Raw genomic sequence first — 21,223 nt, forward strand, 5'->3', positions numbered from 1 at the left:
TGTTCAGGCGGCCAGGAGGCGCCGGTGGGCGCGGATGCGGGCCAACGCCTGGGCGATCAACCCGTTGGCGGCCTGGGTGTAGTGGAGCTCGTGGCGGCGGGCGGTGGTGGTCCAGCGGGCCGCGCGGCGGATCAGCAGGCGACGCACGGTGGCGATCCGGCGGCGGGCCGCACCGATGGGGGCGAGCATCTGCAGCCAGGCGGAGAGGTTGTAGGCCCCGGCGTTTGACCATGATCTTGATGCCGTTGGGGGCCAGCGGCCGGCCGCCTCGCTCGGCGAGCCACAACTCCGGCAGCCCGGCACCCTTGTGCTTGGCCCGGGCCCGCAGGTAACGGCTCAGCGCCCGGGCGGTGCGGGGGCCGAACCACGCCCGGCGGTCCTTGCTGCCCTTGCCGTGGTAGTGCACCGAGTCGGTGTTCAGGTCGATGTCCTCCACCTGCAGGTTCCCGACCTCCGACAGCCTCGCGCCGGTGTTGCAGAACAGCCGGATGATCGCCTCGTCCCGCACCTGCAGAAACGACTTGCCCTTGCAGGCAACCAACACCCTGGTGGTGTCAGCGCCCCGCATCACGGGGACCAGCTTCTGCGGCGTCCTGGGCTGCCGGACCCGCTCCATCGGGGAACGCTCGATCTCCTCCTCATCCAGCATCAGCCACATGAAGAACTGCTGCAGCCCCTTGTGCTTGTTCAACGCCGTGGACGCAGACCGCGTCTCGATCATCCACGCCTGGAACGCCTCCACATGCGCCCGCGTCACCGCCGTCGGGTCCAGCGCCGCCTCATCGGCATCCGGGTCCGGCGAATAGTCCTCCAAAAACCGCGCCAGCTGCACCGCGGCCAGCAGATAGTTGTACCGGGTCGTCTCCGGATAATTCCCCGACCGCAAGGAGCGGTCCCAGTCCCGCAAGAACCCCGACCACCCCCGCGACACACCCACAGTGATCTTGTTCAAGTCCAGCAACGGCATCAGTGAAAACCCTCCGAGTCAAGGTGTCGATGAGCGGCGTGCTCGACCTCGAAGGCGGAACCCGGAACAGAAAACAAGGGCCCCCGCAGGCTTTCACCTGCGAAGACCCTTCACACCGTCGGGACGACAGGATTTGAACCTGCGACCCCTTGACCCCCAGTCAAGTGCGCTACCAAGCTGCGCCACGTCCCGGTGCGGGATCCGCCGGGGACGTGTCGCCGGAAGATCACGTAGATGAGGATACCCTGCCTTCGCGTGTCAGCCGAACCGCTCGATACGGATCCGGTGCACCGGCTGGCCGCCGTCGGCGAGCAGCCGGGAGGCGTGCTCGGCGAAGCCGTTGCTGCCGCAGACGTAGGCCTCCCAGCCGCCCGGCGGCTGATCGGCGAGGTACGGCTTGAGGTGGGCGGCGGTGAGGCGGCCCTCGGTGCGGGTGTGGATGAGGGTTGTCTCGGCGCCGTATCCGCCGGCGTAGATGACGTCCTCGGGGGTGCGGGCGGACAGGATGAGCCGCAGGGGGACATCGAGGCCACGCAGCCGCCGGTGCCGGAGCATGGACATCAGCGGTACGACGCCCGAGCCGGCGCCGAGCAGCAGTGCCGGGCGGTCGCCGGTCCAGGCGAAGAAACCGCTGACCGGGCCGCGGACCTCGACGGTGTCGCCCGGCCGGGCGATGGAGTGGAGGTGGCCGGAGACCTCGCCGCCGGGGACATGATCGAGGGTGAGCTCGATGTGCCCGGTGTCGTCGGGCGCGGAGGCGATCGAGTAGTGGCGCTGGGCGGTGTAGCCGTCGTCGGCGGTGAGCCGCAGCATGCAGTGCTGGCCCGGGAGGTGGCCGGTCCAGCCGGGCACGGCGAGGCGGAAGGTCGAGGCGCGCGGGGTCTCGCGGCGGATCGCGGTGATGACGGCGGGCTGCCAGGTGGTGGCGACCTGATCGTTCACGGCGATGCGGCCGGGGACGGCGAAGGGGGTGGGCGGGACGAAGGTCTCAGTCATGGGCGTAGCGCTGTTCCTGCCAGGGATTGCCCCGGTGGTGGTAGCCGTTCTCTTCCCAGAAGCCCGGCTCGTCGTGGTCGAGGAGCCGCAGGCCGGCGATCCACTTGGCGCTCTTCCAGAAGTACAGGTGGGGGACGATCAGCCGGGCCGGCCCGCCGTGTTCGGGGGCGAGCGGCTCGCCGTCGTGCTCCCAGACGATCCAGGCACGGCCGCCGGTGATATCGGCGAGCGGGAGGTTCGTCGTATAGCCGGTGTGGGAGTAAGCGACGACATGTGTCGCCGACGGGGCGGGCCGGACGGCGGCGAGGAGATCGTCCAGGCTCACTCCGGCGAAGCGGACGCCGAACTTGGACCAGCTGGTGACACAGTGGATGTCTCCCGCGTACTCGGCGCGGGGGAGGGCGTGTGCCTCGTCCCAGCCCCAGGTGCGGGGTTCGGCGACCAGGCCGTCGATACGCAGCGTCCAGTCGGCGGCGCTGAGCTTCGGGGTGACCTCGGCGGACAGCACGGGCCAGGAGTCCCCGGCGTCGTACTGGCCGGGCGGCAGCCGCGGGTCGCGTTCGGTGGCGCGGACGCGGCCGGTGAAGCCACGGGTGGCAACCACGGGGTCGGTGGGGTTCGTACTCATGCGATGGCTGCCAATGCGTCCAGAACGGCGTTCTCGTCGAGCGTCAACAGGGCACGGTCGCGCATCAGGACGCGGCCGTCCACGATCGTGTCCCGTACGTCGGCCGAGGAGGCGGAGTAGGCGAGCATCGACCACGGGTCGTGACGCGGGGTGAGATGCGGGCGGCCGAGGTCCAGGACGACCAGGTCGGCGCGCTTGCCGGGCTCGATCGAACCGAGCCGGTCGCCGAGACCCAGCGCGCGGGCCGACTCGATGGTGGCCATACGCACGGCTTGCTCGGCGCTCACGGCGGTCGGGTCGCCGCTCGCCTTGTGGATCAGCGCGGCGGCGCGCACCGCGCCCAGCAGGTCCAGCGTATTGGAGCTGACCGCGCCGTCCGTGCCGAGGCCGACCGTGACACCGGCTGTCAGCAGCTCCGGGACGCGGGCGATGCCGCAGCCCAGTTTGAGATTGGACACCGGGCAGTGCGCGACCGCCGTCCCGGTACGGGACAGGGCGGTGATCTCGGCGTCCGTCAGGTCCACGGCGTGCGCGAGGAGCACGTCCGGGCCCAGCAGCCCCAGCGAGTCCAGGAGCTCCACCGGGCGCTTGCCGTACCGCTCGACGACGACTGCGACCTCGGTGGCGTTCTCGGCCGCGTGGATGTGCAGCAGCGCGTCGTACTCCCGGGCCAGAGCGGCGATCGCTGTCAGCTGCTCCGGGTCGAGGGTGTAGGCGCTGTGCGCGAAGACGGTAGGACGGGTGCCGGGAGCGGGGGTGCGGGCGGCCAGGCCCGCGCGGGCCCAATCCAGCCGGGTGTCGTAGGAGCGGCTGTCCGGCGGCCCGGGGACGTCCATGAAGGTCGGGCCGGTCAGCAGCCGCCAGCCGGCCTCCCGCGCCACCTCCTCGGCCGCCTCGTGGAACCAGTACATGTCCAGTGCCGTTGTGACACCGGCCCGTACGCTCTCCGCGATCGCGACCCGCAGCGCCGCCGCCACCGTGCCGGGGGAGAGCAGCTCGTTCTCGCGGGGCACCACGCGGGCCAGGAAGTCCTGCAGATCGACATCGTCCGCCACCCCCCGCAGCAGCGTCATCGCGAGATGGGTGTGGGTGTTCACCAGGCCGGGCAGCACCAGGCAGCCCGTCGCGTCGATCTCCTCCGCCGCCCGGTAGCAGGCGCGTACGTCCGACTCCGGCCCGGCCGCGATGATCTCCCCGTCCCGTACCGCCACCGCGCCGCCGGGGATCACGGAACCCGTCGCGTCCACGGTCAGGATCTCGCCGCCGTGAACCAGCAGGTCGGCTTCTTCCACGCTCACTTGATTGTCTCCGGGCTCTCGGTGCTCTCGTTCGCCAGCAGGTGTACGGCGTCCAACGCTACCCGGCTGCCCAGTGCCACCCCGTCGGCGACCACCTCCCGGTGCGGGTTGTAGCCGCCGGTGGCCTCCTCGTCGACCAGTTCGTCCGCGTTCGCCCCGTCGATCACCAGCACCCCGCCCGCCACCAGCCCCCGCGTCGAGGCCAGCACCAGCAATGCCGACAGCTCCATCTCGATCGCCGCGATCCCGGCCCGGGTGTACGCCGCGGCGGGCAAAGTCACGAACCCCGGCTGGAACGCCGCCCGCGTCCACACCACGCCACGGTGGTACGGCGCACCGGCCTCCACCGCGGCCCGCCGGAGCGCCAGCACCGCTTCCGGCGCGCAGAACGCCGGGTACTCCGGCGGCAGCAGCTGCTGCGTCACACCGTCGTCCCGCACCGCCGCGTCCGCGATCACCAGGTCGCCGTCGAGGATTCCGGTACGGATCGCGCCCGCGGTGCCGAGCCGCAGGATGGTCCGTACGCCCGCGTCCGCCAGCTCCTGGAAGAGCAGGATCGCGCCCGGACCGCCGACGCCGTGCGAGGACACCACGAGCGGTGTGCCCTTCCACGTACCGGTGAAGGTGCGGTACTCGCGGTGGTGCGAGACCTCCTTGGCATCGTCCAGCAGCCCCGCGACCTCGGCGGCGCGGGCCGGATCGCCGACGACGACCGCGTGCGACGGGAGTCCGGTGCGGGGGACTCGGGTGATGGGCAGCAACTCAGTGGTCAAGGCGGACTCCAGGTCGGTGCGGCCGCGAACGGTGCCGTGGCCAGGAAGAGTGCGCCGAGCGTAACCACTGGGCGTACCGGCCCACGCGGTCGGCCTGTCAGGCCGCGAACCCCACATGCACATGGTCGTGATGGGTGTTGTCCGTGAAGAACTGATTGGCCCTCGCGCCTCCTGAAAGCCGGAGCGGGCCGCCGACGTTGTACGAGCCGGCCGCCGCCGCGTCCCGCATGAAGGACTCCACCAGCCGGCGCGACGTGCCCGGATCGACGACGGCGTGCCCGTCGATCTGCCATACGTCGAAGGCCCGGCCGCGCGGATGGTCACTGGGCCGGTTGGTGCCGAACACATCCAGCGGATGCCCGGAACGCACCACGCTGATGTACATCCGGTACGTCCCGGCCAGTCGCAGCATCGCCCGCAGCACGCTCGGATGGATGTTCCCGCTGCGGATGTCGGCCTGCGCCGCGGGCGGCAGCACGATGCGCGAGTCGGCCAGCACCTGCCGGGCGGCGGAAGGCACTGACGCCAAGGCGGCGCCGGGCCGCGCCGGGTGGAGCGCGGTGACCTTCCAGCGCGGCTGCGCCCGGCTCAGACGTACGTCGATGGTGGTACCGCCCGCATGCCCCGGGGTCCACTGGCGGCACACCACCAGCACACTCGCCGAGTCCGCCAGGATCCCGCCGTACTGCGCGTCGACCACCTGCAAGGCGGCCGCGTCGGCAGTCGGCAGCAGGGCCCCGGCCTGGTCCACCAGCGACGGGGACGCTCCGAGCGCCGCCACCCGCCGCTTCGCCGTTGCCGCGCCGCCCCGCCCCGCGGTCCAGGCCCCGATCGCCTCCACGAGCTGAACGGCACGCAGCTTCACAGCGGGGTCGACGTCATCCCGGTCCGGGCTCCATGCCGTGGTCGCCGGCAGACCCGACGGCGAGGAGGAAGCCGAGGACGGATGTGTCACCGATGCCGATGCCGATGCCGCTGTCGACGCCGGCCCCGATGCCGGGGCGGTGGCCGTGGACTGCGAGGGACCGGCCGAGGTCTTCGGCGTACCCGAGCAGCCCGCCGCCCCGAGCAGCAGCCCGCCTGCGCCGAACAGCAACGCCCGCCGGTCGAGCGCTTGTCCCATACCACGCCTCCCATCACGTCCCCGTTGTCCCCCTACGCTCTACCTCCTCGGCCGGCGATCCGCCAATCCCCGTACTCGGCTGTCACGGTGCGGGTACGGTGCGTGCACCGAACGGGGCATTCTGGCAGGCGGTGGATGGCTGATGGGCAACGATTCGACGCCGGGTTTCACCAAGGAGGAACTGCTGCTGGGGGTGGCCCTGCTCAAAGGCTTCGTCGAGGAGGACGAGGAGGCGGTGGCCAGCCTGGAGGGCGAAGGGGCGGAGGACGCGGCGCAGGCGCTGCGCGGGATGGTCGCGCTGGCGCAGGTCCTGGTGTACGGGGTGATCGTGCCGCGGATGTGGGTGTACCAGAAGGGCGTGTCGTTCGAGTCGACGAATGATGTGCCCGAACTCAATCTGGCCACCTTTCTCGTCGACCGTTTCGAGGCCCGGGTGGAGGCGGCCCATCACTCGCCGGTCGTCCTGGCGATGTCAGCGGCGGAGCTGGTCGGCCTGATCCTGCAGTTCACCGACACCGAACCGGAGGAGGTGCCGGCGTTCCTCGACGGTATCCGTACCCGGGCGCTCGCCTCCATGACCGGCTGAAGACTACGGCCAAGACACGTACCGTCGGCCACAATTCGGTCACCTTCCGTGGCATAATCTTCCAATGGAGATCGCAGAGCGGCGGTCGGGCGGCGCTCCCACCGTCCTGCGGTTAGTGCTCGGCAAGCGGCTGCGTGAGCTGCGGGAGAATGCGGGGCTGTCCTTTGAGCAGGCCGCGCAAACGCTGGACGTCACCCATGCCACGATCCGCCGGATGGAGAAGGCCGAGGTGGGCCTGAAGATCCCGTACGTGGAGAAGCTGCTGCGGCTGTACGAGATCCCGGAGAGTGAGGCCGAGTGCTTCCTCACCATGGCCCGGCAGGGTAATGAGCCGGGCTGGTGGCACGATTTCCGCGATGTTCTGCCGGACTGGTTCAGCGCCTTCGTCAGTCTGGAGGGCGAGGCCAGCATGATCCGGGCCTACGAGCCGCATTATGTGCCCGGACTGCTGCAGACCGAGGAGTACGCCCGCGCCGTACTGGGCGCGGGGATGCCGAAAGCCTCCGCGGAGATGCTCGAACGGGCGGTGGCGCTGCGGACCGAGCGTCAGAAGATGCTCGCCCGGCCCGACCCGCCGCTGCTCTGGGTGGTGATGGACGAGACGGTGCTGCGCCGCCCCGTCGGCGGACCGGATGTGATGCGGGGCCAGATCGCCGCGCTGATCGAGGCGGCGAAGAAGCCGAATGTGCTTCTGCAGGTGATGCCGTTCGCGGCGGGAACACATCCGGCGATGTACGGGCCGTTCCATATCTTCCGTTTCCAGGTCCGGGAGTTGCCCGACATCGTGTGTGCGGAGAATCTTCGCGACGCGGTCTACTTCGACCGGTACGAGGACGTATCGGTGTTCCTTGAGGCGCTGGACGGGGCGTGCGTGCAGGCCGAAGCGCCGCAGAGCACCGAGGACATCCTCAAGCGCCTAGGTGCGGATTTGCCCGGGCGCTGAGTGACCGGCGGCACTGCCGCCGACAGGAAGGGCGGCCCGCAGCCGGACCAGGAGGCGTCGGCCGGCCGGGGTGGTGAACCACTGGGCGTGCTCGGTGAAGTAGTCGTAGGCGAGCCCGGCGTTCTCGGCGGAGCCCACGACGCCGTGGAAGTACCCCATCTCCGAGAGCGCGAACTCCGCGTGCACCAGCGGCAGCAGCTCCGGCAGGGCAGCGGCCTCCACCGCACTCAGCGGCCGCACCGACGTGTAGCCGTCCAGCAGGGCGTCGAGGTCGTCATAGCGCACCGGACAGGAAGGCTCCAGCCACTGGATGACGTTCCGCTCGATGGCGGTGGCCAGATCGTGGACGGCCGTCGTACGGTCGCTGAGCCCGAAGTCCAGAATGGTCGACACCTCGGAGCCGGCCTCGTCCCAGAGCAGGTTGGAGGCATGCCAGTCGTTGTGCGTCCACAGCGGTTCCAGCTTGCCGAGCAGCGGCGCCAGCCGCTCGTGGAAGGGCAGATGGATCCGCGCGGTGTCCGCTCGCCAGGCCCGGCCCTCCAGCGCGGCGGCGAGCGCCGGGCGGTCCGCCACGTATCGCTCCAGCGCGCCCAGCGGGTCCTCGGGGTCGGCGAAGACGGTGAACGACGACACCAGGGGCTGCACCGCGCGGCGCGGCGCGTCATACCCCTCCGCCGCCAGGTGCAGCCCGGCGAGCGCGACACCGGCTGCCCGGGCGTGTCGAGGGGAGGTGAACGGCGACCAGGACAGCGCGTCCTGGTACAGATCGGCACCCTCGCCGGCGGTGTGCACCTCGTAGACCCACTCGCCGAGCCGGACCGCCGCCAGCACCTCCACCACCGGGGCGCCGCGCCCGCGCAGGTGCCGCAGGAAGGCATGCTCCTCGGCCAGCCCCTCCACCGTACGGACCGACGCATGCTGCCGCTTGACGAAGAGCAGCCGCTCCTGTTCCACCAGCGCGGCCGCCGACAGCGGGCGTGGGCTGTGCCAGAGCACCCGTACCGGCGCACCCAGTACCCGCCCGACCTCCGCCGCCGTCAGCGGCGGCCAGTCCGGGGCTACGGGTTCGGTGCCCATGCCGTGGACGAGGTGCCCGGTCATGGGATCAGCCTGCCCTGGAGAGTCCCGAGAACATGCCGCTCGGCCGCCGCGAATGCCGGCTCGGTGAGGTCGTCGATGCCGCGCGGCCGGGGGAGCGGCACCTGTATGCGCTCGATGACCGTGCCCGGGCGAGGCGAGAGTACATGCACGGTGTCGGCCAGCAGCACGGCCTCGCGGATGTCATGGGTGACCAGGACCACCGTCCAGCGGTACCGCTGCCACATGTCCGCGAGCCACAGCTGCATCTCGGTGCGGGTCAGCGAGTCAAGAGCGCCGAAGGGCTCGTCCAGGAGCAGCACGGGCCGCTCCAGCACCACCGTGCGCAGCAGGGCGGCGCGCTGCCGCATACCGCCGGACAGCTGGAAGGGATACGAGCCCTGGAAGCCGTCCAGGCCGAACACCCCGAAGAGCTCACCGGCCCGCCGCCGCGCCTCGCGCCGCCGTACGCCCTGCGCCTCCAGCCCCAGCGCCGTGTTGTCCAGGACGGTCCGCCAGGGGAAGAGCAGGTCCTTCTGGGGCATGTACGCCACCTGCCCGGACCGCAGGTCGGCCGGCTCCCCGTCGATCAGCAGATCGCCGGTGGAGGGCGTGTCCAGCCCGGAGACCAGATTGAAGAGCGTGCTCTTGCCACTGCCGCTCGGCCCGATGACGGCGGCGAACTCGCCGGGCCGTACCGCCAGGTCGAGGTCCCGCAGCACCTCGAGGCCGCCGAAGGACTTGCCGACGCCATGGATGTCCAACCGGAGATCTGTCACGACCGGTCCTCTTCCGTCAGCGCCCGCTCCCACGGCATGACCAGCCGCTGGAGCAGATAAGTGGCCCCGAAGAGGGCGATGCTGAGCCCGGCGGTCACCGCGACCGCCGCGAATACCAGGTCGGTGCGGAAGGCGCTCTTCTGCGCCTGCATGTAGATGCCCAGACCCTTCTCCGCACCCGCGTACTCGGCGAAGACCGCGCCGACCACCGCATAGGTGATACTCACCCGCAGTCCGGCGAAGAAGTACGGCATGGCGCTGGGCACCCGTACCAGCCGGAAGATGCGCAGCCGTCCGGCGCCCAGCGAGCGCAGCAGCCGCATCGCCTCACGGTCGGTGGAGGCGAATCCGGCGGCCAGGTTGGCGGCCAGCGGGAAGAAGGTGGTGAGGGTGACCACCAGCATCTTCGGCAGCAGGCCGAAGCCGAACCAGATGATCAGCAGCGGCGCGACGGCGACGATCGGGATCGTCTGGGAGGCCACCAGCAGCGGATACATGCCCCGGCGCGCCGCCGGCGAGAAGTCCAGCAGGATCGCCACCAGCCACGCCGCGACAAAGGAGACGCCGAAGCCGAGCACCGTCTCCTGCAATGTGGGCACGGTGTTGTCCCACAGGTCGGTACGGTTGGCCCAGCCCTGCGCGACGACGCGGGCCGGGCTGGGCAGTGTGGCGGGGTCCACCCCGGCCGCGCTGGTGTAGACCTGCCACCCGGCGATCACCACGGCCAGCAGCACCACCGGCGGCCAGACGGCCGTCAGTGCCCGCCGGACGGTTTTCCGCCGTCGCTGCCGGCGCTGCCGGCGCTGCTGCTCCTGCTGCTCCTGCCCCTGGTGCTCCGCCATCACTGCCCCGGCAGGAATTTGGTGGTGAAGAAGGTCGAGGCGTCGGGGGCCTTCGTCAGCTTCTTGCCATTGGCGTCGGAGAGCAGCCCGGCCTTGAACTCGAAGTCCGCGAAGGCCTGCCAGCGCTCCTTGCTCTGGCCGCCGATGCTGTTGTCGGCGGCCCGGTAGTAATCCTTGGCGAGCAGCTGCTCGCTCTCCTTCACCAGTTCGGTGTTGGTGAGCACGCTCTTGTTCGCCTTGATGAGCAGGTCGGCGGCCTTGTCCGGGTTGTCGGCCGCGTACTCGTATCCCTTGTTCACCGCTGCCAGGAACTTCTTGGCGATCGCCGGATTCTTGGCCAGATACTGGTCGGAGGAGGCGATGACGGTGGAGTAGATCGCCGGGAAGCCGTAGTCGGAGAGCTGGAAGTTCTTCAGCGGCTTGCCGGTGAGCTTCGCCTCCAGGCCCTCCCAGGTCGGCTCCGGCATCGCGAAGTCGGCTTTGCCGGCGTAGAGCGCGGCGTAGGCGGACGTGTTGAGCGTCACCTCTTTGAAGTCACCCTTGCCCCCCGCGTTCTGGATCACCTTCTGCAGCAGCGGCTTCTCGTAGGGGGCGCCGAAGCCGGCGTAGGTCTTGCCGTCCAGGTCCTTGGGCGAGGAGATGTCCGTGCGGTTCGCCCGGACCGCGACCGTGACATCGGTCTTCTGGGTGACCGCGTAGACGGAGGTGATGTCCTGCCCGGCGGCGCGCGCGGTGGTGATGCCCTCCTGGTAGGAGATGCCGAAATCCGCCTTGTGGTTGGCGATCAGCGTCTCGGGGGCGGTCGAGCCGTACGGGACGATCTTCAGGTCGATCCCGGCCTTCTTGAACCAGCCGAGCTGCTGGGCCACGTATATGCCGGTGTGGTTGGTGTTGGGCGTCCAGTCCAGGGCGAGAGTGACCCGGGTGGCGCCGCCGCTCCCGTCGGCCGAGGACGAGCTGCCGCCGGAGGAGCAACCGGTGGCCATCAGCAGGGCGGCCGCTGTCACGACGGGCACGGTACGGAGAAGATCAGGGCGTCTCATGACGGAGGGGGTTCCTTCTTGGGTGCGGGGTGCGGGGTGCGGGGTTGCGGGGTGCGGGCTGCGGGGTGCGGGCTTCAGAGGGGCGGTAGGGCGGGACAGAGCGCGCTGCTGGTCCGTATGAAGTGCGGCGGCATCCGCCGGGTCAGCTCACCGGCCTGGCCGTGGCGGCTCACCGTTCCCACCCCCAGAGCGAGAACGGCTCGCGGCGCCGGATGTGCCCGAGCGCCTGCATAGCGGGCGCCGCGGTGTTCGGCGGTACGGAGTCCAGTGGCCACCAGCGCACCTCGGCGCAGCGGTGCGGCTCGGCGTTCACCGGCTCGCCGGTCCACACATGCAGCCCGAAGTAGACATCGATCCAGGCGTACGAGGTCCCGGGAGTGCGGCAGTGCATCGTGTGCAGCAGCTCCAGATCGGTGCCGGCCACGCCCACCGCCAGCTCCTCGCCCAGTTCCCGGGCGAGCGCGGAGACCACGGACTCGCCCGCGTCCACATGCCCGGCAGGCAGGTGCCAGTGGCCGTCGTACCAGCCGGTGCCGGCCCGGAGCTCCAGGAGCACGGCGTCATCGCGCAGCAGCAGCCCGTACACGCCGATCATCTCGTGATGGCGCGGCACCCCATTGACAACAAGCGCGGAATCCAAATCCATGGTCAATGCACCCCTGCATCCAGCAGGTGGCCGGCGAAGCCATCGGTGAACGGGCGCTCCCGCCCTGCCGCGTACGCCGCCGCGCCATGCCCCGCTGGCCAGTGGGCGTACGTGCCCATCCGCATGTCGTCGATCACTCCCCAGCGCCCTTCCGCGTCGGTTCAGGTCGGGGCGATCAATGTCAGCGGCCGGGCGATCAGCGGCCGGGAGAAATAGGGGATCACGCCTTCCAACAGCGCCAGTCTACGGTCCTGCCCCGAGGCGTCCGCGGCGAGCCCCCGCGCATATTCCGGCAATCGCCGAACCGTCTGTACCCCATGCTGAAGCGGTGGTACGAAACGAACACGAACGCCCCGGCAATCCTCTCGCCGCCCTGGTGAACGGCCGCGCCTGGACCGCCGGCGAGCACCTGGGCCGGCTTGCCGCGGGCGGGCTGCTCGCCGAGAAGCGCCAGGGCCGGTACCGCTACGTACGCCTCGCCGACCCGCACAGCCCGGCCTGGTACGCCGCCCGCACCACCTCGCCATCGAAGACGCCGACCTGGAAATCCGGGGCCACGCGGATCCAGGACTTGAGTCTCCAGTGACGGGAGACGCGAAGCCCTGTACGCGGTACGGAAGATGCCACGCGGCCGCAGCGGAAGCGGCCGGACCGCCCCTGGCGGGCCGTCACCAGGGCCGGGTGTACGGATGCCGCGGAGCGTCCACCATCTGCCGGGCGGGACCGGTCTCGACGACCTTGCCCTGGGAGATGACGACGAGGCGCCGGGCGCGGTCGGCAGCGCCAGATGGTGCCTGATGAGCAGCACCGCGGTGCCCGACTCGCGGGTCATGGTTTCGATGCGGCCGAGGATCTGCCGCTGGACGGTGACGTGACGTCCGGTGTCCACTCCAGACCCGGATCGGCCGCGCGGGGCCTGGGCGCAAGGGCCCGGGTTCCGCGCGGCCGGCTGACTAGCTTGTCACGCCCTTGCCGAGCTCCCAGAACTGGACGGTGGAGGTGGAGTTCAAGGTCCACTCGACGCCGGTGATGTCATCACGCGTGGCTATGTACTGCTTGGACTGCCAGAGCGGGATCACCGGGAGGTCCTGAGCGATGAGGTTCTGCATCTTCTCGAAGTCGGTGCTGGTGCTCGGGCGCGACGACTTCTGGCGCGTGCTGGGCAGCAGGGAGGACTTGATCGCGCTGTTCTCGTACGGCAGCTTAAGGAAGTTGTCGCTGAAGAACGGGGCTATGTAGTTGTCCGGGTCCGGGAAGTCGGGAATCCAGCCCAGACCGTAGACGGTGAACTTACCGGCCAGGGCGTCCCCGAGGAAGCTCGAGTACGGCACCTCCTTGATCGACACGTCGAACAGGCCGGTATTGTTGAGCGACTTCTGTAGCCACAGAGCCTCCTCGCTGGCCGAGGCGCCCGCGCTGGTGCGGTAGGCGTAGGTGAACTTCACCGGGGAGGTGATACCGGCGTTCTGCAGGGTCTTGGCGGCCGCGGCGGGGTTCGCCTCCCCGTAGAGGTTGTAGAAGGCGTTGTTGTGCCCGGTGATGCCCTGCGGCACCACGGAGTACAACGGCTCCTTGGTGCGCTGGAAGACATCGCGGACCAGCGCGGCGCGGTCCAGGATCTGGGTTATCGCCACTCGGACGGCTTTCGGCTTCACTGCCGGTTCTGCGGTGTTGAAGAAGAGGAGGCGGGTCTCGGTGCCCGAGGTCTGGGAGAGGTTGACGTTCTTGTACTTGCCGTTCTGGAGCTCGTTGATCTGACTCGGCTTCAGGACGCCGGCGCCGGCGATGACATCGATGGTGCCGGCGGCGATCGCCTTCTCCATAACGGCCGAGTCGTTGAAGAACTTCATTTCGATCTTGCTGTTGTTGCGAGAGACGTCGCCGTGGTAGGAGGTGTTCGCCGAGAAGACCGCGTTGCTGGCGGTGAAGGAGTCCAGCTTGTATGGCCCGGACGCGACGATCTTCAGGCCCGGGTACGGCTTGTCCGCCGGGTACACCGCCGGGTCCACGATGGCCGCGGCGGGTGTCGCCAGCTTGAACGGGAAGGTGGCGTCCGGGCTCTTCAGGTGGAAGATGACCTCGTCCCCGGAAGTCTCGACCTTCTGGACCCCCGACATCAGTGAGGCCGGGCCGGTGTCGCTCTGGATCTTTATCATCCGGTCGACGGAGTACTTGACGGCCTCGGCGTTCAGCGTGTGGCCGTTGCTGAAGGTCAGTCCGGAGCGGAGCTGGCACCGGTACGTCTCCGACTGCTTGTCGGTGAAGCGGCAGCTCTTCGCGGCGTCGGGTTCCGGCGTGGTGCCGCTGCGCGGGTAGCGCAGCAGCATCTGGAAGGTGTTGAAGAAGATGTTCCATGTGTCGCTGTCGTACGACGTGGCCGGATCGAGCGGCGCAGGCGTGTCCTTCGATACGGCGATGGTGGCCGTCGAGCCGATGACGATGGCCTTGCCGCCGCTACTGCCGGTGCCCGAGTCACCGCACCCGGCCAGTATGGGCGCGAACGTGCCCAGCAGCGCCGGCAGCACCAATAGCTTGCGCTTCATCCTCGTTGATCTCCCTCTTCCGGCCCTCGGCCGTGCGGTGTTGTGCAAGTGCGTCATATGTACCGGCCGTCGGTCGCGGCATGCGGGGCGCCTTGAATCTCGGGCGACGATACCCAGATTGAGGGGGCCGGGCACCCAGGATGGGGTGAACTTGGGGAGGTCTGTTCAGGACCGGCGCGTCGCGGAGCGGCCCCCGGCCCGGGACGGGCGCGCTCACTGCGTGACATCAGGCGAAACCCCCTGCTGAAATGCCGTCCGCTTGATTCGGCATTGACCTGCGAAGACAGTAGTGGTGAGTGCCTGCGGACCGAGGACACGGAGAAGTCGAGGCGGAATCACGGCAGGATAACGGCAGGTCACGCACCGATATTCGGACACCAGAACGAAAGACTCCCTCAGGTGGAAAACCGGACGCATCGGCGCTCGAAGTCCCTCGACCCAGCTTTGTGGATCAGATGACGGGCCGTCTGTCGACCGGGTTGGGAGTGACAAGTATCACGCATTCGCCCATCCCCTGGGGCCGGGGATTTCGGCGGCGCATTCGTCACGGAAAATGATCGGGCAACCGCCGACAGTTTCGGCGCTATTGAATGGAACACGCTCAGTACGCGTCCGTAACCAGAGAGCGCAGAAAAGACAGGTCCACATGTTCCAGGGAGCCGACGACCGTGCGGCCGGGCGCGGGTCCGATCGGCGCGATCGACGGCACCGCCACGACCCGGCAGCCGGCCGCCTCCGCGGCCCGCACCCCGGTCGGGGTGTCCTCGATCACCACACAGCGCGCCGGGTCGGCGCCCAGGCGGGCCGCGGCCAGCAGATAGGGGTCCGGGTGCGGCTTGGTCCGGGTCACCTCGTCGCCGGCGAGCGAGAAGGCGAAGTGCTCCGGCCCCAGCGAGACCAGCACCGTGTCGATGACGCGCCGGTGCGAGGCCGACACCAGCGCGGTAGGCACCTCGTGCGCCGCCAGCTCGGTCAGCAGCCGGCGCGCCCCCGGCATCAGCGGCACCCCCCGCCCGATCAGCTCGGTGAAGCGGAGGTTGATCAGCGCGCTGAGCTCCGCCAGAGTCGCGTCGGTCCCGGTCACGGAGATCAGATGGCCCAGCGACCGGGTCATCGGGCCGCCGACCACGACCTCTCTGTGCGCCTCGTCCAGCGCATGGCCGAGCTCCGCGAAGACCTCGACCTCCGCGTCCCACCAGAAGCCCTCGGTATCAACCAGGGTGCCGTCCATGTCGAGCAGCACCGCCTGCAGTGCTGCGCCATCAACGGAACGGATATCCACGGCGGGAACGCTGCTGGTCATATGCCCCACTCCTCGGTTCTTCCAGGGGTTCCTGGGGGGCAGAAAGGCCGGTCGCCGCGTGCCCACGGTGGTGGGGCGGCGACCGGCCTCTGCCGGACCGTCCAGTCTACGACGAGCGGGGTGACTACCGCGCGTTGAAGTACTTGGCCTCGGGATGATGAATGATGAACGCGTCGGTGGACTGCTCCGGGTGGAGCTGGAACTCCTCGGAGAGCACGACGCCGATCCGTCCGGGATCCAGCAGCCCGGCGATCTTGGCGCGGTCCTCAAGGTCGGGGCAGGCGCCGTAACCGAGGGAGAAACGCGCGCCCCGGTACTTCAGCGCGAACATGTCCTCGACATCCGACGGGTCCTCGCCCGCGAAGCCCAGCTCGGACCGGACCCGGGCGTGCCAGTACTCGGCCAGCGCCTCGGCGAGCTGGACGGACAGGCCGTGCAGCTCCAGGTAGTCGCGGTAGGAGTCGGTGGCGAACAGCTCGTTGGCGGCCTCCGAGACCCGGTTGCCTACGGTGACGACCTGGAGGCCGACCACATCGGTCTCCCCGGACTCCTCCGGCCGGAAGAAGTCCGCCAGGCAAAGCCGGCGCCCACGGCGCTGCCGGGGGAAGGTGAACCGGGTCCGCTCGGTGCCGTCCTCGCCCAGGATGATCAGGTCGTCGCCCTTGGACACACAGGGGAAGTAGCCGTAGACCACAGCGGCTTCCAGCAGATTGCCGGTCTGCAGCCGGTCCAGCAGGCCGCGCAGCCTCGGCCGGCCCTCGGACTCCACCAGCTCCTCGTACGTGGGCCCGCCGGTACGGGCCTGCTTCAGGCCCCACTGCCCCTTGAAGAGCGCTCCCTCGTCCAGCCAGGAGGCATAGTCCTTCAACGGGATGCCCTTGATGACCCGGCTGCCCCAGAAGGGCGGCGTGGGGAGGGGATTGTCCGCGGCGACATCGGAGCGGATCTGGCCCCGGTTCTCCTCCGGCTGCTCCTGCTCCACCGCCTCACGCTTGGGGACCCGGCGCTGCTTCAGCTCGGGCAGGGCCGCCCCCGGGACGCCGCGCTTGACCGCGATCAAAGCGTCCATCAGCCGCAGGCCCTCGAACGCGTCCCGGGCGTAGCGGACCTCGCCCTGGTAGATCTCGTGCAGGTCCTGCTCCACATAGGCGCGGGTCAGGGCGGCGCCGCCGAGGATGACGGGGTACTCGGCGGCCAGGTCGCGCTGGTTGAGCTCCTGCAGGTTCTCCTTCATGATCACCGTGGATTTCACCAGCAGCCCGGACATGCCGATCACATCGGCCCGGTGCTCCTGCGCGGCGTCCAGGATCGCGGAGACCGGCTGCTTGATGCCGAGGTTGACCACGGTGTAGCCGTTGTTGGTCAGGATGATGTCGACCAGGTTCTTGCCGATGTCGTGGACGTCGCCGCGGACCGTGGCCAGCACGATGGTGCCCTTGCCCTCGTCGTCGGTCTTCTCCATGTGCGGCTCCAGATAGGCCACCGCGTTCTTCATCACCTCCGCCGACTGCAGTACGAACGGCAGCTGCATCTGGCCGGAGCCGAAAAGCTCGCCGACGACCTTCATGCCCTCGAGCAGCGTGTCGTTGACGATCTCCAGAGCGGGCCGGGCGGTCAGGGCCTCGTCGAGATCGGCCTGAAGGCCGATCTTCTCGCCGTCGATGATTCGCCGCTGCAGCCGCTCGTCCAGCGGCAGGGCGGCCAGTTCCTCGGCCCGGCCCGCCTTGACCGACTTCAGGTCGACGCCCTCGAAGAGCTCCAGGTACGCCTGAAGCGGGTCGTAGCCCTCGCGGCGACGGTCGTGGACCAGGTCGAGGGCGACCTCGCGCTGCTCCTCGGGGATGCGGGCGATCGGAAGGATCTTGCTGGCGTGGACGATGGCGGAGTCCAGGCCGGCCTGGACGCACTCGTTGAGGAAGACCGAGTTCAGCACGACGCGGGCGGCCGGGTTGAGGCCGAAGGAGATGTTGGACAGGCCCAGCGTGGTCTGGACATCCGGGTGGCGGCGCTTGAGCTCGCGGATGGCCTCGATGGTGTGGAGGCCGTCCTTGCGGGACTCTTCCTGGCCGGTGCAGATGGTGAAGGTCAGGCAGTCGATGAGGATGTCGGACTCCAGCACGCCCCAGTTGCCGGTGAGGTCGGCGATCAGCCGCTCGGCGATCGCGACCTTGTGCTCGGGGGTGCGGGCCTGGCCCTCCTCGTCGATGGTCAGGGCGATCAGCGCCGCGCCATGCTCGACGGCGAGGGAGGTGATGCGGGCGAAACGGGATTCGGGGCCGTCGCCGTCCTCGTAGTTCACCGAGTTGAGCACCGCGCGGCCGCCGAGCTTCTCCAGCCCGGCCTGCAGGACGGCCGGCTCGGTGGAGTCCAGCACGATCGGCAGGGTGGAGGCGGTGGCGAACCGCCCGGCGATCTCCCGCATGTCGGCGACACCGTCCCGGCCGACGTAGTCCACGCACAGGTCCAGCAGGTGGGCGCCCTCGCGGATCTGCTCGCGGGCCATCTCCACGCAATCGTCCCAGCGGCCGTCCAGCATGGCCTCACGGAACTTCTTGGAGCCGTTGGCGTTGGTGCGCTCGCCGATCGCCAGGTAGGAGGTGTCCTGCCGGAAGGGGACCGTCTGGTACAGCGAGGCGGCGCCCGGTTCGGGGCGCGGGCTGCGCGGCGTGATCTCCTGGCCCTGGACCCGCTCGACGACCTGGCGCAGGTGCTCCGGCGTCGTCCCGCAGCAGCCGCCGACCAGCGACAGCCCGTACTCGCGGACGAACACCTCGTGCGCGTCGGCCAGCTCGCCGGGGGACAGCGGGTAGTGCGCGCCGTCCTTCCCCAGCACCGGCAGGCCCGCGTTGGGCATACAGGACACCGCGACCCGCGCGTGCCGGGCGAGATAGCGCAGGTGCTCGCTCATCTCGGCCGGACCGGTGGCACAGTTCAGCCCGATCATGTCGATGCCCAGCGGCTCCAGCGCGGTCAGCGCGGCGCCGATCTCCGAGCCGAGCAGCATGGTGCCGGTGGTCTCCACCGTCACCTGGACGATCAGCGGCAGGTCGGCCCCCGCCGCCTTCAGCGCATGCCGCGCCCCGGTGACGGAGGCCTTGGTCTGCAGCAGGTCCTGGGAGGTCTCCACCAGGATCGCGTCGGCGCCGCCCGCGATGAGTCCGGCGACATTCCGCTCGTAGCCGTCACGCAGCGCCTCGTAGGGGGCGTGGCCCAGCGTCGGCAGCTTGGTGCCCGGACCCACCGAGCCCAGCACCCAGCGCGGCCGGCCGTCGGCGGCGAAGCCGTCGGCGACCTCGCGGGCCAGCCGGGCGCCGGCCTCGGCCAGCTCGTGGATCCGCTCGGGGATGTCGTACTCGCCCAGCGCCGCGAGATTCGCGCCGAAGGTATTGGTCTCCACACAGTCCACGCCGACCGAGAAGTACTCCTCGTGCACCGAGCGCACGATGTCCGGGCGGGTCACGTTCAGGACCTCGTTGCAGCCTTCGAGGTCCTGGAAGTCCTCCAGGGTCGGCTCGTGAGACTGGAGCATCGTGCCCATGGCTCCATCGGCCACCACGACGCGGGTGGCGAGGGCCTCCCGGAGTGCGGCGATCCGGGACGCGCTGGTGGATGCGGGGGACGGCAAGGCCATGGAGATGCTCCCTGGAGTGCGACGGCTGTCGGCTATACGGGCCCGGGCTGACCGGGCCGCACCTGGCCAGCGTAGCCGTCAGCCCGCACATGGACAGAAGGCATTCCGAGGGGCGGACGAAAAGTGCCACACTCGACTCTGGAATGATGTGGTCGGCATCGTCCAACATCGTTCAGCATTGCCGACTCGCTTCTGACGGAGGATTTGCCCCATGCCAGGACCCATCCAGTCGCTGACGCGTGCGGCTGCGATCCTGCGCCTGCTCGCCGGTGGTGACCGGCGAATCGGCCTGTCGGATGTCGCCTCCTCCCTCGGCCTCGCCAAGGGCACGGCGCACGGGATCCTGCGCACCCTGCAGCAGGAGGGGTTCGTCGAGCAGGACCCGGCCTCCGGCAAGTACCAGCTGGGCGCCGAACTGCTGCGGCTGGGCAACAGTTATCTGGATGTGCACGAGCTCCGGGCCCGGGCCCTGGTGTGGACCGACGACCTGGCCCGCTCCAGCGGTGAGGCGGTCTACCTCGGGGTGCTGCACCAGCAGGGTGTGCTCATCGTCCACCACGTCTTCCGGCCCGACGACAGCCGCCAGGTGCTGGAGGTCGGGGCGATGCACCCGCTGCACAGCACCGCCCTGGGCAAGGCGCTCTCGGCGTACGACCCGGTGGCGCACGGCCAGGTGACCGACATGGAGCGGGCCGCCCTCACGCCGCGCACCATCACCGGCGCGGCCGACTTCGAACGCGTACTGGAACTCGTACGGGCCCGGGGCTGGGCGTCCGACCTGGAGGAGACCTGGGACGGCGTGGCATCCGTCGCCGCTCCCATCCACGACCGGCGGCGGATCCCGGTGGGCGCGGTGGCCGTCACCGGCGCCGTGGAGCGGGTGTGCGAGGACGGCGATTTCCGCGCCCAGTTGGTGGCCTCGGTACGGGACTGCGCCCGTGCCGTCTCGCGTGATCTTGGCGCCGGACGTTTCTGAGGCGCGCCTCCCGACATGTCCCTTTGTGACAACGGGTGTTTCTGTGAGTTTTCGGACTTGTGAGAGTCGTAAGTCACACACCTCTTGACGAAGTGACCGCGTGGGGCGAAAACTGCCGTTCGGCGGTCGACATTGTCGAACAGATGCCGACGGAGTCGGTATGATGCGAGGCGCAGTGTGACCGCCGAGGCCCTCCCTGAAGGGCCCGGACCGCCGGACGGCAAACCCGGGGTTCGCCCTCCCCTGGACGAAGGACAAAGGAGTCGTGGGTGTCCAGCGCCAACATTTTTTTCGGTGAGACCATAGGTACCGCCGTCCTCATACTGCTCGGCGGTGGCGTCTGTGCCGCTGTCACCCTTAAAAGCTCCAAGGCCCGTGACGCCGGCTGGCTCGCCATCGCCTTCGGCTGGGGCTTCGCGGTACTGAGCGCGGTCTACATCTCTTCCAGCCTTTCCGGTGCGCACCTCAACCCCGCGGTCACCATCGGCATAGCCGTCGAGACCGGCGAGTGGGGCAAGGTCCCGGTCTACCTCGCCGGCCAGATGCTGGGCGCCATGATCGGCGCCGCACTCGTGTGGGTCGCCTACTACGGCCAGTTCCAGGCCCACATGACCGACCCCGAGCTGATCGCCGGCCTCGACGCCGACCCGGAGGGTCCGGTCACCGGCAAGGACGCCCAGCCCGCCCCCGGCGGACCCGTGCTCGGCATCTTCTCCACCGGCCCCGAGATCCGCGTCGTCTGGCAGAACCTGGCCACCGAGATCATCGGCACCATGGTGCTGGTCCTGGCGGTCCTCACCCAGGGACTCACCAAGGGCCTGGCGCTCTCCGGCACCGGCGCCCTGATGACGGCCCTCGTGGTCGTCAGCATCGGCCTCTCCCTCGGCGGTCCCACCGGTTACGCGATCAACCCGGCCCGCGACCTCGGCCCGCGAATCGTCCACGCCCTCCTGCCGCTGCCGAACAAGGGCGGTTCAGACTGGGGCTACGCCTGGATCCCCGTGGCCGGCCCGCTCGTCGGCGCCGTCCTCGCGGGCGGCCTGTACCGTCTCGCCTTCGCGTAACCCAC

20 protein-coding genes, 1 tRNA gene and 2 pseudogenes are annotated in these 21,223 nt (G+C 69.6%); 6 read left to right on the forward strand and 17 right to left on the reverse strand.

The features are described 5' to 3' along the window. Window positions 1-3 precede the first annotated feature (3 nt). From FCI23_RS05735 to FCI23_RS05770, 8 genes and pseudogenes are all read right to left on the reverse strand, one after another. Entirely contained in the window at window positions 4-189 is a 186-nt protein-coding gene (locus FCI23_RS05735) for a hypothetical protein (RefSeq protein WP_136722355.1), read from the reverse strand. A gap of 79 nt (window positions 190-268) precedes the next feature. Continuing rightward, window positions 269-967: pseudogene (locus FCI23_RS63585) on the reverse strand (tyrosine-type recombinase/integrase); the annotation flags it as partial. A 118-nt stretch (window positions 968-1,085) separates the two neighbouring features. Further along, window positions 1,086-1,159 (reverse strand) — tRNA-Pro (locus tag FCI23_RS05745). A 66-nt stretch (window positions 1,160-1,225) separates the two neighbouring features. Continuing rightward, window positions 1,226-1,963, reverse strand: coding sequence for a ferredoxin reductase (locus tag FCI23_RS05750; RefSeq protein WP_136722356.1), 738 nt, complete (start codon window positions 1,961-1,963; stop codon window positions 1,226-1,228). Further along, a complete protein-coding gene (locus tag FCI23_RS05755) occupies window positions 1,956-2,567 on the reverse strand; it encodes a sulfite oxidase-like oxidoreductase (protein WP_136722566.1) in 612 nt (203 codons plus the stop codon). The genes FCI23_RS05750 and FCI23_RS05755 overlap by 8 nt, the downstream gene beginning before the upstream one ends. Before the next feature lie 20 nt (window positions 2,568-2,587). Continuing rightward, window positions 2,588-3,889 (reverse strand): amidohydrolase, encoded by a 1,302-nt coding sequence (locus FCI23_RS05760; RefSeq protein WP_136722357.1) that lies wholly within the window; start codon window positions 3,887-3,889, stop codon window positions 2,588-2,590. Next, a complete protein-coding gene (locus FCI23_RS05765) occupies window positions 3,886-4,662 on the reverse strand; it encodes a nucleoside phosphorylase (protein ID WP_136722358.1) in 777 nt (258 codons plus the stop codon). Before FCI23_RS05765 ends, FCI23_RS05760 begins: the two co-directional genes overlap by 4 nt. Before the next feature lie 97 nt (window positions 4,663-4,759). Then, on the reverse strand, window positions 4,760-5,785 hold the full coding sequence (locus FCI23_RS05770; RefSeq protein WP_246143408.1) for a hypothetical protein: 1,026 nt from the start codon (window positions 5,783-5,785) through the stop codon (window positions 4,760-4,762). 142 nt (window positions 5,786-5,927) lie between these two features. Here FCI23_RS05770 and FCI23_RS05775 point away from each other — a divergent pair, with 142 nt between their 5' ends. Further along, entirely contained in the window at window positions 5,928-6,371 is a 444-nt protein-coding gene (locus FCI23_RS05775; protein ID WP_136722359.1) for a DUF6224 family protein, read from the forward strand. A 70-nt stretch (window positions 6,372-6,441) separates the two neighbouring features. Next, window positions 6,442-7,314, forward strand: coding sequence for a helix-turn-helix domain-containing protein (locus FCI23_RS05780; protein ID WP_136722568.1), 873 nt, complete (start codon window positions 6,442-6,444; stop codon window positions 7,312-7,314). Here the strand turns inward: FCI23_RS05780 and FCI23_RS05785 are convergent. The 6 genes from FCI23_RS05785 to FCI23_RS62285 all read right to left on the reverse strand — a co-directional run bounded on the left by FCI23_RS05785 (window position 7,288) and on the right by FCI23_RS62285 (window position 11,997). Continuing rightward, the gene (locus tag FCI23_RS05785) at window positions 7,288-8,415 is read right to left on the reverse strand and encodes a phosphotransferase enzyme family protein (protein WP_136722360.1); all 1,128 of its coding nucleotides are present in this window, start codon (window positions 8,413-8,415) and stop codon (window positions 7,288-7,290) included. The genes FCI23_RS05780 and FCI23_RS05785 overlap by 27 nt on opposite strands. Next, the gene (locus tag FCI23_RS05790) at window positions 8,412-9,170 is read right to left on the reverse strand and encodes an ABC transporter ATP-binding protein (protein ID WP_136722361.1); all 759 of its coding nucleotides are present in this window, start codon (window positions 9,168-9,170) and stop codon (window positions 8,412-8,414) included. The genes FCI23_RS05785 and FCI23_RS05790 overlap by 4 nt, the downstream gene beginning before the upstream one ends. Further along, window positions 9,167-10,012, reverse strand: a complete 846-nt coding sequence (locus tag FCI23_RS05795) for an ABC transporter permease (RefSeq protein WP_136722362.1) — start codon at window positions 10,010-10,012, stop codon at window positions 9,167-9,169. Before FCI23_RS05795 ends, FCI23_RS05790 begins: the two co-directional genes overlap by 4 nt. Beyond that, on the reverse strand, window positions 10,012-11,055 hold the full coding sequence (locus FCI23_RS05800) for an ABC transporter substrate-binding protein (RefSeq protein WP_136722363.1): 1,044 nt from the start codon (window positions 11,053-11,055) through the stop codon (window positions 10,012-10,014). Before FCI23_RS05800 ends, FCI23_RS05795 begins: the two co-directional genes overlap by 1 nt. Window positions 11,056-11,224: 169 nt before the next feature. Next, window positions 11,225-11,701, reverse strand: a complete 477-nt coding sequence (locus FCI23_RS05805; protein WP_136722364.1) for an NUDIX hydrolase — start codon at window positions 11,699-11,701, stop codon at window positions 11,225-11,227. 161 nt (window positions 11,702-11,862) lie between these two features. Continuing rightward, entirely contained in the window at window positions 11,863-11,997 is a 135-nt protein-coding gene (locus FCI23_RS62285) for a hypothetical protein (protein WP_265737723.1), read from the reverse strand. Window positions 11,998-12,065: 68 nt separating this feature from the next. On the opposite strand from FCI23_RS62285, the pseudogene FCI23_RS05815 reads away from it, so the two are divergent. Next, a pseudogene (locus FCI23_RS05815) lies at window positions 12,066-12,185 on the forward strand (transcriptional regulator); the annotation flags it as partial. A 205-nt stretch (window positions 12,186-12,390) separates the two neighbouring features. Further along, window positions 12,391-12,576: a hypothetical protein gene (locus FCI23_RS05820; protein ID WP_136722365.1), complete on the forward strand. Its 186-nt coding sequence runs from the start codon at window positions 12,391-12,393 to the stop codon at window positions 12,574-12,576. Between the two features lie 78 nt (window positions 12,577-12,654). Here the strand turns inward: FCI23_RS05820 and FCI23_RS05825 are convergent, their stop codons facing one another. The 3 genes from FCI23_RS05825 to metH all read right to left on the reverse strand — a co-directional run bounded on the left by FCI23_RS05825 (window position 12,655) and on the right by metH (window position 19,178). Continuing rightward, window positions 12,655-14,244, reverse strand: a complete 1,590-nt coding sequence (locus FCI23_RS05825; RefSeq protein ID WP_136722366.1) for an ABC transporter substrate-binding protein — start codon at window positions 14,242-14,244, stop codon at window positions 12,655-12,657. Between the two features lie 601 nt (window positions 14,245-14,845). Further along, window positions 14,846-15,547 (reverse strand): HAD family hydrolase, encoded by a 702-nt coding sequence (locus FCI23_RS05830; RefSeq protein WP_136722367.1) that lies wholly within the window; start codon window positions 15,545-15,547, stop codon window positions 14,846-14,848. Between the two features lie 124 nt (window positions 15,548-15,671). Further along, window positions 15,672-19,178 carry a methionine synthase gene (gene metH, locus FCI23_RS05835; protein ID WP_136722368.1) on the reverse strand — a complete coding sequence of 1,169 codons (3,507 nt, stop codon included), beginning with the start codon at window positions 19,176-19,178 and terminating at the stop codon, window positions 15,672-15,674. A gap of 211 nt (window positions 19,179-19,389) precedes the next feature. On the opposite strand from metH, the gene FCI23_RS05840 reads away from it, so the two are divergent. After that, entirely contained in the window at window positions 19,390-20,154 is a 765-nt protein-coding gene (locus tag FCI23_RS05840; protein WP_136722369.1) for an IclR family transcriptional regulator, read from the forward strand. A gap of 269 nt (window positions 20,155-20,423) precedes the next feature. Beyond that, window positions 20,424-21,218, forward strand: coding sequence for an MIP/aquaporin family protein (locus FCI23_RS05845; RefSeq protein WP_136722370.1), 795 nt, complete (start codon window positions 20,424-20,426; stop codon window positions 21,216-21,218). The last annotated feature ends 5 nt before the right edge of the window (window positions 21,219-21,223 follow it).

Origin of the sequence: Actinacidiphila oryziradicis (genome assembly GCF_005047355.1) — a bacterium.
In the GTDB taxonomy this organism is placed as follows: domain Bacteria; phylum Actinomycetota; class Actinomycetes; order Streptomycetales; family Streptomycetaceae; genus Actinacidiphila; species Actinacidiphila oryziradicis.

Bases quoted from the DNA above. Each gene is read 5' to 3' on its own strand.
- FCI23_RS05775 (WP_136722359.1), top strand. From the start codon at position 5,928: ATGGGCAACGATTCGACGCCGGGTTTCACCAAGGAGGAACTGCTGCTG.
- FCI23_RS05830 (WP_136722367.1), bottom strand. From the start codon at position 15,547: ATGACCAGCAGCGTTCCCGCCGTGGATATCCGTTCCGTTGATGGCGCA.
- FCI23_RS05825 (WP_136722366.1), bottom strand. From the start codon at position 14,244: ATGAAGCGCAAGCTATTGGTGCTGCCGGCGCTGCTGGGCACGTTCGCG.
- FCI23_RS05735 (WP_136722355.1), bottom strand. From the start codon at position 189: ATGCTCGCCCCCATCGGTGCGGCCCGCCGCCGGATCGCCACCGTGCGT.
- FCI23_RS05785 (WP_136722360.1), bottom strand. From the start codon at position 8,415: ATGACCGGGCACCTCGTCCACGGCATGGGCACCGAACCCGTAGCCCCG.
- FCI23_RS05770 (WP_246143408.1), bottom strand. From the start codon at position 5,785: ATGGGACAAGCGCTCGACCGGCGGGCGTTGCTGTTCGGCGCAGGCGGG.
- FCI23_RS05800 (WP_136722363.1), bottom strand. From the start codon at position 11,055: ATGAGACGCCCTGATCTTCTCCGTACCGTGCCCGTCGTGACAGCGGCC.
- FCI23_RS05750 (WP_136722356.1), bottom strand. From the start codon at position 1,963: ATGACTGAGACCTTCGTCCCGCCCACCCCCTTCGCCGTCCCCGGCCGC.
- FCI23_RS05840 (WP_136722369.1), top strand. From the start codon at position 19,390: ATGCCAGGACCCATCCAGTCGCTGACGCGTGCGGCTGCGATCCTGCGC.
- FCI23_RS05805 (WP_136722364.1), bottom strand. From the start codon at position 11,701: ATGGATTTGGATTCCGCGCTTGTTGTCAATGGGGTGCCGCGCCATCAC.
- FCI23_RS05820 (WP_136722365.1), top strand. From the start codon at position 12,391: ATGCCGCGGAGCGTCCACCATCTGCCGGGCGGGACCGGTCTCGACGAC.
- FCI23_RS05795 (WP_136722362.1), bottom strand. From the start codon at position 10,012: ATGGCGGAGCACCAGGGGCAGGAGCAGCAGGAGCAGCAGCGCCGGCAG.
- metH (WP_136722368.1), bottom strand. From the start codon at position 19,178: ATGGCCTTGCCGTCCCCCGCATCCACCAGCGCGTCCCGGATCGCCGCA.